12 protein-coding genes and 1 tRNA gene are annotated in these 16,508 nt (G+C 34.3%); 3 read left to right on the top strand and 10 right to left on the bottom strand.

Going from position 1 to position 16,508, the window contains the following annotated elements; translation table 11 throughout:
• Positions 1 to 565: 565 nt before the first annotated feature.
• The 9 genes from BUE84_RS13665 to BUE84_RS13710 form a co-directional block, all read right to left on the bottom strand.
• A complete protein-coding gene (locus BUE84_RS13665; RefSeq protein ID WP_099049845.1) occupies positions 566 to 1,285 on the bottom strand; it encodes a carbonic anhydrase family protein in 720 nt (239 codons plus the stop codon).
• 55 nt (positions 1,286 to 1,340) lie between these two features.
• On the bottom strand, positions 1,341 to 1,976 hold the full coding sequence (locus BUE84_RS13670; protein ID WP_079242106.1) for a peroxiredoxin: 636 nt from the start codon (positions 1,974 to 1,976) through the stop codon (positions 1,341 to 1,343).
• A gap of 48 nt (positions 1,977 to 2,024) precedes the next feature.
• A complete protein-coding gene (locus BUE84_RS13675; protein ID WP_079242107.1) occupies positions 2,025 to 3,032 on the bottom strand; it encodes a T9SS type A sorting domain-containing protein in 1,008 nt (335 codons plus the stop codon).
• Between the two features lie 216 nt (positions 3,033 to 3,248).
• Entirely contained in the window at positions 3,249 to 3,488 is a 240-nt protein-coding gene (locus tag BUE84_RS13680) for a hypothetical protein (RefSeq protein ID WP_079242108.1), read from the bottom strand.
• 19 nt (positions 3,489 to 3,507) lie between these two features.
• Positions 3,508 to 4,137, bottom strand: coding sequence for a hypothetical protein (locus BUE84_RS13685; protein ID WP_079242109.1), 630 nt, complete (start codon positions 4,135 to 4,137; stop codon positions 3,508 to 3,510).
• A gap of 1,405 nt (positions 4,138 to 5,542) precedes the next feature.
• Positions 5,543 to 5,614: transfer RNA gene (locus tag BUE84_RS13695), tRNA-Arg, on the bottom strand.
• Between the two features lie 73 nt (positions 5,615 to 5,687).
• Positions 5,688 to 7,451, bottom strand: a complete 1,764-nt coding sequence (locus tag BUE84_RS13700) for a TonB-dependent receptor (protein WP_079242111.1) — start codon at positions 7,449 to 7,451, stop codon at positions 5,688 to 5,690.
• 35 nt (positions 7,452 to 7,486) lie between these two features.
• Positions 7,487 to 7,978 carry a hypothetical protein gene (locus BUE84_RS13705; RefSeq protein ID WP_079242112.1) on the bottom strand — a complete coding sequence of 164 codons (492 nt, stop codon included), beginning with the start codon at positions 7,976 to 7,978 and terminating at the stop codon, positions 7,487 to 7,489.
• A 3-nt stretch (positions 7,979 to 7,981) separates the two neighbouring features.
• Positions 7,982 to 10,945, bottom strand: a complete 2,964-nt coding sequence (locus tag BUE84_RS13710; RefSeq protein ID WP_079242113.1) for a tetratricopeptide repeat protein — start codon at positions 10,943 to 10,945, stop codon at positions 7,982 to 7,984.
• Positions 10,946 to 11,201: 256 nt separating this feature from the next.
• Between BUE84_RS13710 and BUE84_RS13715 the strand changes: the two genes are divergently transcribed.
• The 3 genes from BUE84_RS13715 (at position 11,202) to BUE84_RS13725 (ending at position 15,722) form a co-directional block, all read left to right on the top strand.
• Positions 11,202 to 13,442 (top strand): CocE/NonD family hydrolase, encoded by a 2,241-nt coding sequence (locus BUE84_RS13715; RefSeq protein WP_079242114.1) that lies wholly within the window; start codon positions 11,202 to 11,204, stop codon positions 13,440 to 13,442.
• A gap of 104 nt (positions 13,443 to 13,546) precedes the next feature.
• Positions 13,547 to 15,229 (top strand): APC family permease, encoded by a 1,683-nt coding sequence (locus tag BUE84_RS13720; protein WP_079242115.1) that lies wholly within the window; start codon positions 13,547 to 13,549, stop codon positions 15,227 to 15,229.
• A gap of 154 nt (positions 15,230 to 15,383) precedes the next feature.
• Positions 15,384 to 15,722, top strand: a complete 339-nt coding sequence (locus BUE84_RS13725) for a DUF962 domain-containing protein (protein ID WP_079242116.1) — start codon at positions 15,384 to 15,386, stop codon at positions 15,720 to 15,722.
• A gap of 326 nt (positions 15,723 to 16,048) precedes the next feature.
• On the opposite strand, the gene BUE84_RS13730 is transcribed toward BUE84_RS13725, so the two are convergent.
• On the bottom strand, positions 16,049 to 16,492 hold the full coding sequence (locus BUE84_RS13730; protein WP_079242117.1) for a hypothetical protein: 444 nt from the start codon (positions 16,490 to 16,492) through the stop codon (positions 16,049 to 16,051).
• Between the last annotated feature and the right edge of the window lie 16 nt (positions 16,493 to 16,508).

Here is a 16,508-nt window from a genome sequence, read left to right on the forward strand (position 1 = left end):
CTTCTTCAAAATAGAGAAAAGTGGGTGCTTGCATCCATTGATGCTTTATATTTTTTCATCTCCATTTGTCTGCACATTAATAGAAGTAATTGACTTATTTTTCATCATGTATTTGTATTTATTTGGTTTTATATCTAAAGCTGTATTGCATATATGCTGTGAGTGAGTACTAATACTGTCTTTTTAGATACAACATGAGAATTAATCTGTATTTTCAATATACCAACAATTATCTTGTTTTTATCTTGGTATAAAAATTATAAAGATGAATTCTTATTTTGTAAAAGTATGATATTCAACTATATTCAAAAAAAATATTCTGTAGATATAAATCGTTGGCCCAACATAATAATACTACTTAATTGTAGCTAACAAAGGATCACTTTGTAAATATTAAATTGTCATAAGAGTTTAATAAAAAATCCGAAGAAACTAAATGATTCTCCGGATTAAATATTGTCTAATTTTATGTCAAACTATTTTAGGGCGAAACATCTCATTAATAATCTCTTCAAATAGATAAAAAAACCACTTACAATCTAATTTAACAAATTAGCAGACTGAATTATTTTATAAACTCCAATGTTCCATCAGTAATCCTATAAAACGCTCCCATAATTTTTATCTGTCCTTTATCTTCCATTTCCTTAAGGATTGGACTTCTTGTTCTTATATCCCTGAGTGCTATTCTGACATTATTTTCAGAAACGAATTTTACAAAATCATCGTTTTTTGAGCTTTTCTTTCCTGTATAATTTTGACTTATATTTACTGCTGGTTTTATTTTGGAAAGCATCGCTGTTATATTACCCAACTTAACATCGTCAATTGCGCCTTTTATAGCTCCACAATGTTGATGCCCCATTACCAGGACAAGTTTCGCTCCTGCTACTTTACAGGCAAACTCGATACTTCCCAATAAATCTTCATCCACAAAATTTCCAGCTACTCTTCCAACAAAAACATCTCCTAACCCCTGATCAAAAATATCTTCCACAGGTACACGGCTATCTAAGCAACTTATAACTACAGCTTTCGGATACTGACCTGTCACAAGCATTCTTGTTTGCCTCGTATGATCTCTCATCGTTATAGTTCCATCTTGGAATCTTTTATTTCCTTCAATAAAATCTTTCAGAACCTCTTCACCGGTTAACTTATTCTGTTGTTCTTTTGTCATTACATGAGAAGAAATCTTTGATTGAGCCTCTTTATTTTCTGATTTGTTACATGAAACCGTCAATCCACATAGCAGACTTAATAAAAGTATTTTTTTTCTATTCATAATGAGATGTGTTTTTTAATTGATCTTTACATCCAGTTCCCTTAGCAGTAGTCTATTATTTATCAGGATGTGGCGTATATCTTAAATAAGGCTTAATTTCTCTAACTCCTTTTGGATATAATTTTCGGGCATCCTCTGTAGAAATGGTGGGAGGAATAATTACATCATCACCATCTTTCCAATTTACAGGAGTTGCGATCGTATATCTATCCACTAACTGTAAAGAATCTAAAACACGAATTATTTCATCAAAATTCCGTCCTGTAGATGCTGGGTAAGTAATAATTAAACGAATAATCTTATTGGGATCAAGTATCAACAAAGAACGAACTGTTGCTGTTGTGGATGCTTTGGGATGAATAAAATCATAAAGCTTTGAAACAGTAAGATTATGGTCAGCAATGATGGGAAACTGAACACAAGTCATTTGCGTTTCATTAATGTCTTTTATCCAATTCTGATGATCCTCTGCTCTATCAACACTTAGTGCAATCATTTTGGTATTTCGTTTAGTAAATTCTGATTGCAACTTTGCTGTCATTCCCAGCTCCGTAGTACATACAGGGGTGTAATCTGCAGGGTGAGAAAACAAAATTCCCCATGAATCCCCAAGGTAATTATAGAAATCTATTTTACCACCAGACGAATCAGCCTGAAAATTTGGGGCAATATCACCTAATTTAATTGACATAATTGCTTTATTTTTAAAACTGTTATTATTTTATACTATTGTAAAGTCTTATTCTTTGATCAACTTTAACTTTTCTGATTTCCCATCTTTATTGGAAACTTCAATAAAATAGCAGGCTCTTGGAAGCGCTGATATATCAATTTTATCAGGAGTATTATTAAACCTTTTCACTAATTTTCCCTCAGCGGTATAAATGTTCACAGAAGATTGTGTTCTTATTTTTCCAGCCAAATGAATAACATCATGTGCTGGATTAGGATAGATTTTAAAATCTTCCTTTAGCGTAAAATTGGCAGTAGATAAATAAACTTCACCTAGCACCTGCGTATAATCAACTGACTGGCTAATATTAAACAATGGAATATTAACAACTCCACTGGTAGAGCTTAATAAAGGAAACTTATGGCTACCATCATAATAAGAATAGGTAACATTTGTAATGACTCCAAGGGGTACTAAATAAGAAGTATCAAAAGAAGAATATAAATTGAGATTTTGCACTGATCTGACTCTCAAAACATTATTATACACTTGTGATCCTATCATTAATGTTCCGTAAGCATCGCCTGAAGTTGTAATTGTTCCTTTAAAAAGTCCGGATGCTAATGATGATGAGAATTTTCCAGCCGCGGTGTCTGTTATTGTAGATCCATAAGCAGTAGGATATGTTATAAAGGTTCCGTTATCAGAATTAAAATTTAGTGTCGCCTGTGAAGTTACTATTCCAGTTATTTCAAGTTTTGAATCCGTTGATTTATAAAATACAGTATTTCCCAAACTATTCATTTTTATTGTTGATCCAGGATAGGTTATAAGTTCTGTTGGTGTTACTGCAGTATAAGATGTAATACTTAAAGGCCCTTGTGTTAAATTTGTATTATTGAAAGTGGCATTATTTCCAATTGCAGTGTGATCTACTACTCCATTGACACTATAGTTATTCACTACATTTCCTATGGCAGGATCGTTAAATGCTTTAGTAATTGCTGTAGTTGTTTGTGCTGGAAATAGGCTAAAACCACCTAAGAGAATTCCAATAATTTCTTTTGTCTTCATTCTAATTTAAATCGTATTGTTTTCTTTGAATTAGGTATCAAAACTATTTAAAAATGAATGCATTGAACAATTTAGTTCGTAAACATTACACTATAATAATGTAAATATTAATTGCAGAAATAAACAAATACTATAAGAAAGCTTTAAAATCTTAGATATAAAAAAAGCACTGAAAATTTTCAGCGCCTTCTTTTTTAATATGATAATAGTATTCTTTTATTTTTTAGGAAAAATACTTTTAAATAAATTAGAAAAAAAATACGGAGTTCCAATACCCATTTTCTTAGTTACTGGAAATAAGAATTTAATTAAAGGGACTAAAGCAACGAGCGCAAATACTAATATATAGATATTGTAAGAACTAGTTCCATTAATATTGCTATCCCCTAAAAAATAGAAAACAGATAATCCCAAAATAAAAAATGTAATGAATACTATTAAATTTCCTTTTTTCATAATTTATAGTTTATAATGATTATACTAATGCACAATAAGCTGCAATACCTGCATACCAACCTGCTACTCCCCAAGGACCTGTAAAGCCAGAGACAACTGCTCCACTTACTCCTAGAGCAGAACCTGCGCTAGCTGAGAAACATTGACTCCACTTCTGACGTGCAAGGGCAGCATCCGTTTTTGTATACGACTCTAAAAATACGATATCTACTCCAGTTTTAGTAGCATTCATAGATAATTTAAGTCTGTACATTTTATTTCCATCTCCATCCAGATATAAAACATCTGAGTAATCACCTTCTACTACAGGCTGAACAATAAAATCAGCAACACCGTCATTCTGTGTTGAATAATATATTTTGCCTGCTTCATCTACTCCGGTCAAAACACTTGTTTTCTTTTCATTACCACCAAAATCTAGCTGCTTAGTAAATTCAAAAGCGTAGTTAGGTGATTCACTTTTTATTGGAGCGATATCGGTAATATCTTTCAATTCGATGTCATTTCCAATTTTTGTTCCCGCTGTGAACATATTTGCTTTCGTGCTACTTTCTATATTTTTGTCTGCAGGAGAATTGCTTAAAATGTCATCATTCCCATTACAAGAAAATAAAAAAAGTGCAGAAAGTACAAATAACGTTTTTTTCATGGTTAAATTAAATTTTTATTAGTTAAAATTAATGAGCAGAGATAGTCAGATGACTAATTACAATTAATAGTAAAACAAAGAAAATATCTGTATTATGGATTAATTAGTTTTTTAGTTCAATTGATTATTTCTTTTCAATTTTGATCTCATATTTATTTCTATTTATTTATGAGAACGGGTCAAAGGTATAAAAAATTAAATCCCATGCAAAAGCGTTTTCCGGATCGCAAAAGAACGTATTACCATTGGGTGGGGATTTTTTTATTTATGATCGTAATGTCATGAAGCCCTATAAACAGGCACACTACGCTATATTTACATTAGTGTTTAATTATAAAAACAAAGAAACTCAAGAGGAAGAACAATCCCCCATTCAAATATAACTCAAACAAATTGAGAGAGTTCTACGCAGCACCACCTAAAAGACCAATAAGAATGTTTGAACAATTAAACAACACCAAAAACAATATGTTTAATTTATTATTTTCACTTATTTGTGATTTATACATCAGAAAAGAAAAATGATAAGAATAAACGAATTAAAAAACAGGATGAAATTTTAAGTTTTTTTTAATTTTTTCACCCTCAATAATTGTATTTCTGTGAATAAAAACAAGGTGTAAAGCAAAAATTATACAGTACAAAACCAAAAATAAAATATAATCTTCATTATAAAGAAGCATACCTGATGCCTTTTTAATCTTATAACTGCTGTTCTTACAATACATTTTCACCTCATTGGAATTGAGTGGTAAAATTGATCTTATTTTAATCTGAAATAAAGAAATAATATACGCTACAGATACCTTATCAATACGCTGTAGCATACGACACAGATACCATCAAAATGGACATAATAATTTAAAAATATTGATTTTGATATAATTATAGTGATGAAACATATTTCCATTCTGAACCTATGAGACACCCTTAAAGATAATATAAATAACAGAAGTTCTCTTGTTAATTTCTACACTGATCTGACAATACATTACAGAAACGTCTAATTCTATATTGAAAAATATCCATAAAAAAATCCCCAGATCTCTCCGAGGATAAAAAAAACTAATAACCATGAAAACTCAAATAAAAAATGAGTTGTTATATGGTGCAATTTATAATGATACACTAACAATAACAAAACATTTCTGTAGATATAAATTATAGTTGTGTAAATTTTGTTTGTACTATTTCTCTATATTGTTTGATGTTTCTGGGTGCTGTTGAGATGGTAAATCTATGAAAGAGAAAGGAATTACAGATAACGACAGAAGAATGGCAATAAAAATAGTAACAGGCTGGATTAGCAAAAAGCCCCATAATTCGGAGTGTATCTATATTAAAATATTAAGTAGGGGTGTGTTTCGGAGTATAATACAAAAAAGCTCCTAAAAAAGGAGCTTTGTGACCGCAGAAGGATTCGAACCCTCACTGTCGGAGCCGAAATCCGAAGTTCTATCCATTAAACTATGCAGCCTATTCCAGGTAGCAGATAATAGGAATTAGGTAATAGGTGTTGAGCCTTTTAATTCTATCCTATAATCTACCTTTTAGAAAGTAATTTTCACTCCTCCCAAAATCTGTGCACCCAGGACTTTATATCCTTTGTACGTCTGGTATTTTGAGCTCAGAAGATTATTTCCGAGTGCGAAAATACTGAAATTTTTGTGAATTTTATACTCTGCAGAAAGATTTAAATCAGCGTAACCACCCACTTTATCGTTTGTATTCTCCGTAGATTGGAAAATTACATTCGGAGCACCGACTCCTTCAATCGCATAAGAGTTTGTAGTTCTGTCACTTGCAAAGATCCCTTTGAATCCTAACAATAATTTCTTGTCAAGCATTGTATATTTTGCCCCGATACTCGCATTGAATAAAGGAATGTTATAAATATTGTCGTAGTTCTTAAGATCATACTTTGTAAATCTTAATTCTCCATCTAAAATAAGGTTAGCCAATGGGAAATACTGTACGCTACCTTTAATATCGCTTACATTTCCATCATCATACACAGCAGAGAATGTATTAGCAAAATTATATGCAGAACGGTTAACAGATGTGTTATCAAAAAGGCCATTGGCTTTAAAGAACATAATATCTCTCATCTTTCCATAACCTGCAGAGAAGTCGTATTTCAACGTTTCATCGATATCTCCTCTCAATCCTACATAAAAATGATATTTCGTCTCTGTTGGCTTTAAAAACTGGTCAGAAAGGATGAATGGATTCGTCTGCAACATATCTCCATAAGTATTCAGCTTCAGACCTCCGTCTACCCCTCCGTAGAATTTAAATTCTTTAGCGGCAGCAAACTGGAACTCCGCTTGCGGGAACCAATAGGTTTTATTGTTTTTCTGCTGAGAAACCAGTTCCGCTGAGTTTTTAGCATTCAGGAAAGAGAATGAAGATCCTAACATCAAATAAGAATCTCCTTTTCTGAACGTCACTTTCGGAGTCAGGCTGGTATTGAAGAAATTGGAAGAATTTTTATCTCTGATCGCAAAATCTGTCTTCACCGCATCTAAATCTACTCCAAGATCTGCATTCAGGTTGATTCCTGATTTTCCTAATTCAACAGCATGTTTAGAGAAATTGGCAAGGATGGAAACCTGGTTTTCCGAAGCATCAAAATGATCTTTCAGGAATGATGATTTTACCCTTACATCATTTAAGATTTCATTGGAATAAAAATCATAGTATCCGTTTACTTTAAACTGATTTACTTTTTGTTTCAGATCAAGCTCACCGGTAGGCTGCATAGCATAGATTCCATAATAGTTATAGCTGTCTAAACCATATTCAGCATTAAGGTTAAACTTCCCTTTTTCACCATAAGAGTTTAAGAAAGCTCCGATATTAGCAGAAGTCTGCCCGGATTTCCAGTCGTAATCTTTTTTAAGACCGTTCGTGGAAAGAACATGAACATCTGCTCCTACTTCAAGCTTATTTTCAAGGGTTTTTGAAACGTTTCCGTCTACCAGAACTTTCCCGTAATTACCCATTCCAAACTGGAAATAGTTATTCTGAGCCGTTCCGTCAAATTTTGGAGCCACATCTTCCCCTTGAATGGTAGAAGTTTTGAAGTCTGAAACGGCAGGAACATCCGTGATGTTATACTTCACAGGAGTCTGCGATTTCTCTTCCGGCGGATAATTTTTGATGGTTTCCACAGAAGTTTTCTTCTTCTCAATCTTCTTCACTTCCGGCTCTCTCTTCTTATTAAGAACCAATTTTTCCTCCTTGATCTGGGAAAACGCCACCGACGAGAACCCTAAAAATAATATGGATAATAATTGAATTTTCTTGTTCATATTTTCTTTATTTGAAAAAAATATATAACGGGTTTTTATTTATTGGAAGCAATGTAGTTGCCTAATAAAGCTTTCCCTGACTGTTTTGTAAAAGTTCTCCCCAGTCTGAATATATTAAACAGCCAAAGGCTTTGATAAACTTGTAATTTGTATTGATAATTTTTCGTTGTACTGTTCTCAGCTACATCATAACTATAAGAAATATCATATGGAAATCCTGAAGGCAATAATCCAACGGTGAGCATACTTCCAATCATTGGGTTTCCGCAAGGAGGAGTATGGGTTAACATCGGATGCAGTGTGATCTTAGCTACATTAGTACTGTCTTCTACAATTTCATAAATATCAGAATGTTTTAAAATTTTAAATTCTTCCTCAAGATCCTTATTCACCACAAAAGCTTTTTGCTTTTTGAAATCAGCTTTTGCTTGGTTATACTCCTTTGGATATGCACTGTATGAAGGAATGCAGCTCCAGAGAGAACCTGAAATTAAAAAAGAATATATGGCAATTTTAAACACCTTCATTTCTTATTTCTTAATCTGCTTTTTAACTTCTTTAGCTTCTGCTACGATCTCAGGGAAATCCTTGTAGTTCGCAATGATCTGATCACAAGTATAACTTGCCTGATAGTTGTCTTTCAGGCCGATATAGTTTTTAGCCATCAATACCAACGCTTTTGCTCCCCAGAACTCTTCCGAAGCATAGTTGTTGGCAAGCTTAAAGATTGTTTCATTAGAAGACTTGAAAGCTTTTCCTTTGTTCTGATAATACGCTTTAGCATATAAAGCTTCCGCAGCTACTGAAGTATTGGATGACTTTTCAAGAGAGACATAGGCAGCTTGCGCATCTTTATCTTTTCCTGAGTTCATCAGACTTCTTGCCTTAATCACTTTCGCTGTTTCAATAACGGCTGCTGAGTTTTTAGAATTAGCAATCACTGCATTGGCTAATTTTTCCGCTTCAGAGAAATTATTTTCTTCCGCATACAGTTTCATCAACTCCACATTTGCATAGTTTTTAATACTGATATTGGAAGAATTTTTAATGCCTTCAAGGTACTTTCTGGCTTCTGCATTATTCCCCTGTGTAATAAAGATTTGAGCTAAACGAGTTTGTGCATCATCCTGGTAATCGTTCTGAATTCCAGCAACTTCCTGAAGCACAAGTAAAGCTTTAGTTGAATTATTAGTCTGGTAGTAACTTTCCCCTAATTCATATTTAGCCTGGTACAATCCTTCACCTGTCGGATTCTGTGTCAGATACTTCTCGTAGTAAGAAATTGCATTTTTATAATCCTTTTTCGCAAACAACTGTTTACCTGTAGATAAGTTGATCTCATCAATTTCAGCAGCATCTACATTGACACCAATATTTCTTGCAAAAGTTTCATATCCTGAAACATCTCCGTTTTTCGTGAAGATAGGTTTAGCAGCCTGAACTACTTTCTGAGCATAAGCTGTATTCTTATACTGTTCACCCAAAGATTTCAGTTCAGAAAGAGCTTTATCATTCTGATTCTGGTCGATATAATTTTGTGCTCTGTAGATAGATGCGTTAGCAATCAGATCCTTGTCAGAAGATCCTTTAATTACTTTTCCGAAATAATCATTGGAGTTCACAAAATCATCCTGAGCTGCGTAAGCCGTTCCTATTTCGTATTGAGCGTCATCATAATATTCGGAATCCGGATATTTTGATAAAAGGTTTTTAAGGTTACTAATCTTCGCCTGTGTGTCTCCTTTGAATCCTAAAGCCATTGCTTTTTGGTACAAAGTATAATCCGTAGCATCTTCATTTTTATCATAAATGGCAATCGCTTCGTTCAGGTCATTGTTTGCATAATGAATATCTGCAAGACGAAGTTCTGCATCATTTTTAAATTCCGGTTTCGGATTGGCAAGATATTGTTTGAAATACGTAGCAGCCTGATCAAATTTCTTGGATTTAAAATAAGCATATCCTAAATCATAGGGAAGCTGCTGTTTTTCAGGGAAATTTTCATTCAGAAGCTTTTCATAACGTACAATGGCAGAAGGATAATTTCCTTTTTGGTAATACACCTGTGCCAGCCAGTATAAAGCTCGGCTTTTGAATTCCTTATTGATATTGAAACCAAGACTTCTTAAGAAATATTTCTCAGCTTCGTCATAGTTTCCTTTGTTGAACTCTTCGGTTCCCAATAAATAAGAAACTTCCTGATCTACTTTGTTGATCTCAGGAGTTGAACTTTGCAATCTGTCAATCGCATTCAGCGTTTCTTTATAGTTTCCGGAGTACAGATAGGATTTCACCAATAATGACCTCATTTCTGTGGCATTGGCACCATTCTGATTTTCGTTGATATAACTTTGGATTACCGCTGAAGGGCTTTCAAACGGGTTACCGATATCGTAACTCAATTTAGCGTACTGCTCATGAGCCAGCTTTTTCACTTTCGCATCATAATCCATCTGATAAGAAGAACGGAATGCAGAAAGTGCTTCCTGTTTTTTATCTACTGCCAGATAAGCATTTCCTAACTGGTAGTATGCATTTTGAGCTAAAGCAGAATTACTGTTAAGAAGCTGGTTGTAATAGGAAACCGCTTCATCATATTTTTTCAGCTGTGCTGCCACAAATCCCATCTCATACAAATCATTTTCTGATGGATTTTGCTGTACGCTCAGATAATCTTTTAAATGTGGGTAGGCAGAAGTATAATCATTTTTCATGAAATAACTCTCCCCAATGATCTTATGAACTTCAGCTTTATAAGAATCTGAAATATTTTCGTTTAACAAAGCATTTCCTTCCGTAATCGCCTGATCGTAATTCTTATCATTATAATACATCTGCACATAATAAGGACGTACCAGTTTGGAGAACTTATCCTGATCCTTTATCGAATCAAAATACTGGAAAGCTTTATCACTCTGTCTGTTGCTGTAATACAAATGTCCCAGCATATAAGCAATATCTCCTTTTTGAGACTGATCTGCTGTTTTATAAGCTTCTTCAAGGGCATCAGTAGCTCCTTTAGAATCGCCTGTCATGAATTTTGCATATCCAAGCTTCAGAATATACTGGGTATTTTCCTCCTTCGAAAGCTGATACTGATTCACTTTTTTCAAAGTTTCCAGTGCTTTGTCGAAATCTTTTTTTGCTAAATAGTAATCTGCCAAAGGAAGATTAGCCTGTGCAAAATAAGCAGAATTAGGATATTCTTTCATAAAAGCCGTTAACCCATCTTCAGCATGATTTTTCTGAAGAATCACACCGATCACATTATCAAAAAACTGCGCAGCTTCTTTTTTCGAACGGGACAAATTCTGATTGTAGAAATATTGTCTTGCATATTCGTACTGAGAAGCATTGTATATTTTGGTCTGATAAAGATTTTCGGCTAGATTGAACCTGTAATTTTCTTTCTGGGTAAAATATTGAGACTGTTGAGCATCGGAGATTCCGAAATAAATTACAGCAGCCGCTAAAAGTATTTTTTTTGATTTCATTCTTCTTGATATAAGAAAATTAGTCTAAATAAGTTAACGAAAATATTAAAAACTTATTGTTTAAGCAAGTTTTAACAGTGTTAATGGCTGTTAATTCTTATTTCATAACAATGTAATTTTTCTCACCATACAATGATAAAATTTACTATTTTCGTTTGATAAAATGTAAACATTTTAATAAACAGTTATCAAAAACACATTTTAATTTGATACTTTTTCAACAGTAGCTAAAAACATACCATAAACACACCATCTCATGAAATTTAAGATACTTTTAGCATTAATTTTTGTAAACCTCCTGCAGGCACAAAAGTTTTATTTTCCAAAGACAGCTGTAAATGACTCTGTTATATTGGAAAAACAGATACCGGGACTTGCGCAACAAGTGATTCCTCATCTTCAATCGGCAAAATACAAGCCGGAAAACACCGTTGATCTTATGGACAACCTTTTCCGTTTGCAGATAGTGGCTCAGGATTATAAAAATTCGCTTACTTCTCTTACCGAAAACCGTAAGCTCTTTGCAGATAACAATATGGGAGACTACAGATATATCGGATTTGAACTGTATACACTTGCGAAAATGGAGCAAAAAGAAAACAATATCTCATTTTCCAATGCCCTTCAAAAAGTATTTAATAAAAAATATGAAAGTCTTTTAGAAAAAAAGATTCCCAGACTAGGAATTGCTCTTGACGGGGATGTAAAACAGTCAAAAAAACAACTGAATAAAATACTGGATAAACAAAAAGACAAAGACAGTATTGATTACAGGACAGCCCTTGCTCTATGCAAAAGCTATTTAAGTTATAAAACCTATTCCGGTATAAAACCTCAGGTGATGCAGATCCTGGCTTCAAAAGACAGAGAAAAATTCATTATTGAAACCAGAGATCTTAAATTAAAAAACGGAAATACTCTAACAATTACCATTGTCAGAAAAAAAGGAGATACTACTCCGCTTCCCGTTATTCTTACCAATAATATCTATGCAGGTTCATTTGATGAGTTCTTTGGAAAACGAGCTGCTGTTTATAATTATGTAGGAGCTGTTGTCAATACAAGAGGTAAGAGAAACAGTAATAATGTTAATAATCCTTTTGAACATGAATCTGAAGATCTTTATGAAGTGATCGACTGGGTAAGCAAACAACCCTGGTGCAATGGAAAAGTGGGAATGATTGGCGGCAGTTACTTAGGTTTCAGCCAATGGGGAGCTGTAAAAAAACTACATCCGGCATTAAAAACAATTGTTCCTCAGGTTGCCGTTGGAATCGGGATCGATTATCCGGCTCAGAATAATATCTTCATGAGCTACATGCTTCAGTGGATACAGTATGTGACCAATAACAAACTTACGGACGAGGCTGATTTCGCCAATGCTGTAAAATGGGATTCTATTTATACAAAATGGTACAAAAGCGGAAAAGCATTCAGGTCTTTAGATACAATAAGTGGTAAACCAAGCAAAATATTCCAACGATGGCTGGATCATCCGGGATATGATCAGTACTGGCAGAAAATGGTACCTTACAAAGAGGATTTTTCTAAAATCAATATTCCTATCCTGACGACAACGGGATATTATGATGATGATCAGATTGGCGCGCTGTATTATTTTAAACAGCATCATCTATACAATAAAAATGCAAATCATTATCTGGTCATAGGCCCTTATAATCATGGAGGAGCACAAAGTTTCGGGTTTACTTACGTGAATGGCAATCCTATTGACCCAGTGGCCAGAATCAGTATTGATGACCTTGCTTTCTCATGGTTCGATTATATTCTTAAAGGAGGTCAAAAACCGGAAATTTTAAAAGACAGAATCAATTTTCAGGTGATGAATACGAATACATGGAAGCATGTAGCTGATCTTGATAAAATGCATAATTCTTCTTTGAAATTTTACCTTCAGGACAAAAAAAACACATCTTCTGTATTTAATAAATCTGAAAACAAGACCTTCACAACACAAATTGTTGATTTAAAAAACAGAGATCAGAAAGACACTTATTACAAAGTCAGTAAAAAAGACAGCATAAAAATGACAAATTCTGTCGCTTTTGAAAGTGAAGTTCTTGACAAGGATATCATCATGAGTGGAAATCTTTCCGGAATCTTCAATGTTTCCATCAATAAGAAAGATTTTGACACGGATACTTCCTTGTATCAGATTCAACCGGATGGGAAATCCTCTCTTCTATCCACTCATATTGTGAGAGCCAGCTATGCGAAGAACAATGAAAAACGACAGCTTCTTGAACCCAATAAAACGGAACAGATTCCGATTAACAATTCTTATTTCATGAGTAAAAAGATAGAAAAAGGAAGCAAACTCCTTTTATTGGTCGGAGTGAATAAAAGTCCCAACTGGCAGATCAATTATGGTTCCGGGAAAGATGTAAGTGATGAAACGGTCAAGGATTCCGGGGAACCTTTAGAGATAAAATGGTATAATGACAGTTATGTGGAAATCCCTGTTTATAAAGACTAAAGCCTTTTGTTTGAGTATTTTTACCCAAATGTTCTTAACAACTGTTAACATCAAAATAAAAAATCATTACATTTGCTTTTTTTCAAATCAAATATAGTTATTGAATGAGTCAACTTTTTAGAAGAAAAATCTATTCAGATACAGATACTTCAACGGGACTTTTAAGGGTCTTAGGTGTATGGGACATTGTATTTTTTGGTATTGCGGCCATTATAGGAGCTGGAAGTTTCAGCAGTTTAGGAGAAGCCGTTTTCAGAGGAGGCCCCGGTGTTATTCTACTATATTTGATTTGCGGTTTTGCCTGTGGGTTTACCGCTTTATGCTACGCTGAATTTGCCAGCAGAATTCCTACCGCAGGTTCTGCTTACACGTATGCCTATGCCAGTTTTGGAGAATTGATTGCATGGATAATCGGATGGGCTCTGATCATGGAATATTCTTTCGGGAATATTTACGTAGCCTTTTCCTGGTCGGATTACTTCACCAGTTTCTTAGGGCGTCTCGGAATGCATATTCCTGATTATCTGACCTGTAGTTATACTGAAGCAAGAAAAGCTGTTCAATATGGTTCTGAAAACAAGGAATTATTAAATGCCTGGAAAACAGCTCCATTAATCGGAAGTTTGAAATTCATCGTAGATATTCCGGCATTGGTTATTAACGGTTTGATTACATGGCTTTGTTATGTAGGAGTAAAAGAAAGTAAAAACTTCAACAACTCTTTGGTTATCTTAAAGCTTGGGGTTATTTTACTGGTTATTCTGGTGGGTTTCTCTTATATCAATACTGAAAACTGGACTCCAGTAAGTCCTACAACAGGAACACCATCCTTCATGCCGAATGGTTTTGCAGGAGTAATGAGTGCCGTATCAGGAGTATTCTTTGCTTATATCGGATTTGATGCTTTAAGTGTTCTTTCTGAAGAGACTAAAGACCCACAAAAGACTTTACCAAAGGGAATGATTATTTCTCTTGTGCTGTGTACTGTGATCTACATTGCATTAACACTTGTATTGACAGGAATGGTAGATTATAAGAAATTTGACGGTGTTGGAGATCCTCTTTCTTTCATATTTGAAAAAACAAATGCTAATGTAGCCTGGATGGAGCTTGTGGTTTCTTTCGTTGCGATAGTTGCCATTACTACCGTATTATTGGTTTTCCAGATGGGACAGCCGAGAATCTGGTATGCCATGAGCCGTGACGGACTAATGCCTCAGAGATTCCAGAAAGTACATCCTAAGTATAAAACACCATCGTATGCAACTATTGTTACAGGGATTGTAGTAGGTATTCCTATTTTATTTACAGATAAAACTTTCATTCTTGATTTTACAAGTATCGGAACTATTTTCGCATTTGTACTGGTGTGCGCAGGAGTGCTTATGCTTCCTGCGAAAGAAAAAATCAAAGGCAGATTTCACCTTCCTTATGTGAATGGTAAAATCATCTTCCCTGTTATTTTTATCGGCGGTTTGCTGGCTTTCTACAAATGGCAGCCGGAGTTTTTTGACAACCTGATGAACTGGTCAGATCCTAATGAAGGAGAATTCAGAGCTTCTATTTTCTTCTTTATCATCATCAACCTGATCTTATGTGTTGTGGCTTTTGTAAAGAATTTATCATTAATTCCACTGATTGGATTAAGTTCATGTCTGTACCTTCTTACAGGAATGAGCCATGAGAACTGGTTCTGGTTCGGGATGTGGTTCCTGATTGGTATGGTGATTTACTTCTGCTACGGATACAAAAACAGTAAACTGGGTAAAGAATTAAAGAATAGCTAAATAAACAAGCATAATTACGAAAAGGCAAAATAGCAAAGAGGTTAAACCTGATGGAGAAACTGATTTGCGATTTTGCCTTTTTCTTTTTTTATTCTCTTTCAAAATCGGCAGAATTATTGCTTTAACTTCAATAGAATCAATAAACTAGACCGCCATGACTGAAAGAATTAAAACATACAAAGCATTTTATCAGTTTTATCTTACGGAACACAGTAAAACAGGAACCCGTATTTTTCACTTTATCGGAACATTTCTCGTATTTTTCGTTATATGGTATGTCATCAGTTCCGGAAAGGAAAGGTTTCTTTGGTATATCCCCATTGTAGGCTATGGATTTGCATGGTTTAGTCATGCTGTGATTGAGAGAAACAAACCGGCTACTTTTAAATATCCTTTATGGTCTCTCATTTCAGATTTCAGACTGTTTTTTGAACTGCTTATTGGTAAACAGAAATTCATAATGCCCGATAATAAACCTCAGAATCAGGAGTAACATTAAACTCCTTTTTAATCCAAAAGTATGAGTTTGGGAGATGCAAAGGCGCAAGAGTTATAGGTTGCGTATATTTTAAGGCACAAGAAAACATTTCGACTTTGTTCAGTTGTACGTTATTATTTTTCTTGTAGTTTAGACTTTAGATTCCTTGCTTTGCTCGGAATGACAAAACAGAGTTTTGAAATTTTATCGGAGATAAAATCTTTGCGTCTTAAAAGCACTCCTCTAATAATACTTGCGCCCTTGCGTTTTCCAACCTTTACTATTCGATTGAGATTGCTTCACCTTCGGCTCGCAATGACTATGCGTCGGTAGAGTTCTGCTTATTCGGATGAAGTTTTTTTTCCGATCAGATATCCCAATGAAGGCAGAATGAAAGATAATACAACCGGAACTATCAATGCCAGTCCTGAACCCTCAAGAATAACCGCTAGAGAGAAAAGATACCCGTTATACACAAGCAGTGCCAGCGTAAAGAAAAAACTGTCACTATTACTATTGGAAAGGATATTAAAATGGCTTCCAAACTGGTCAAACAAACCGGAACAAGCAAATAAAAATACATTTACAAAAAATATCCACAGAACCGTTCTGTAGATCATTCCTTTTTTTGCATTCAGATATCCTGCAAACATAAGAAAGAGGGATAGGATTCCTGAAACCATATAATCTAAGCTGGACATTGCCACCTCACTTCCGGTTCTTCCAAAAAAATACATGGCATAGAGTACAATATTCAGGAGATAGATTATTGTTACATAATTCATACGTCAAAAAGTTTAA

This window comes from Chryseobacterium indologenes (genome assembly GCF_002025665.1).
GTDB lineage: Bacteria > Bacteroidota > Bacteroidia > Flavobacteriales > Weeksellaceae > Chryseobacterium > Chryseobacterium metallicongregator.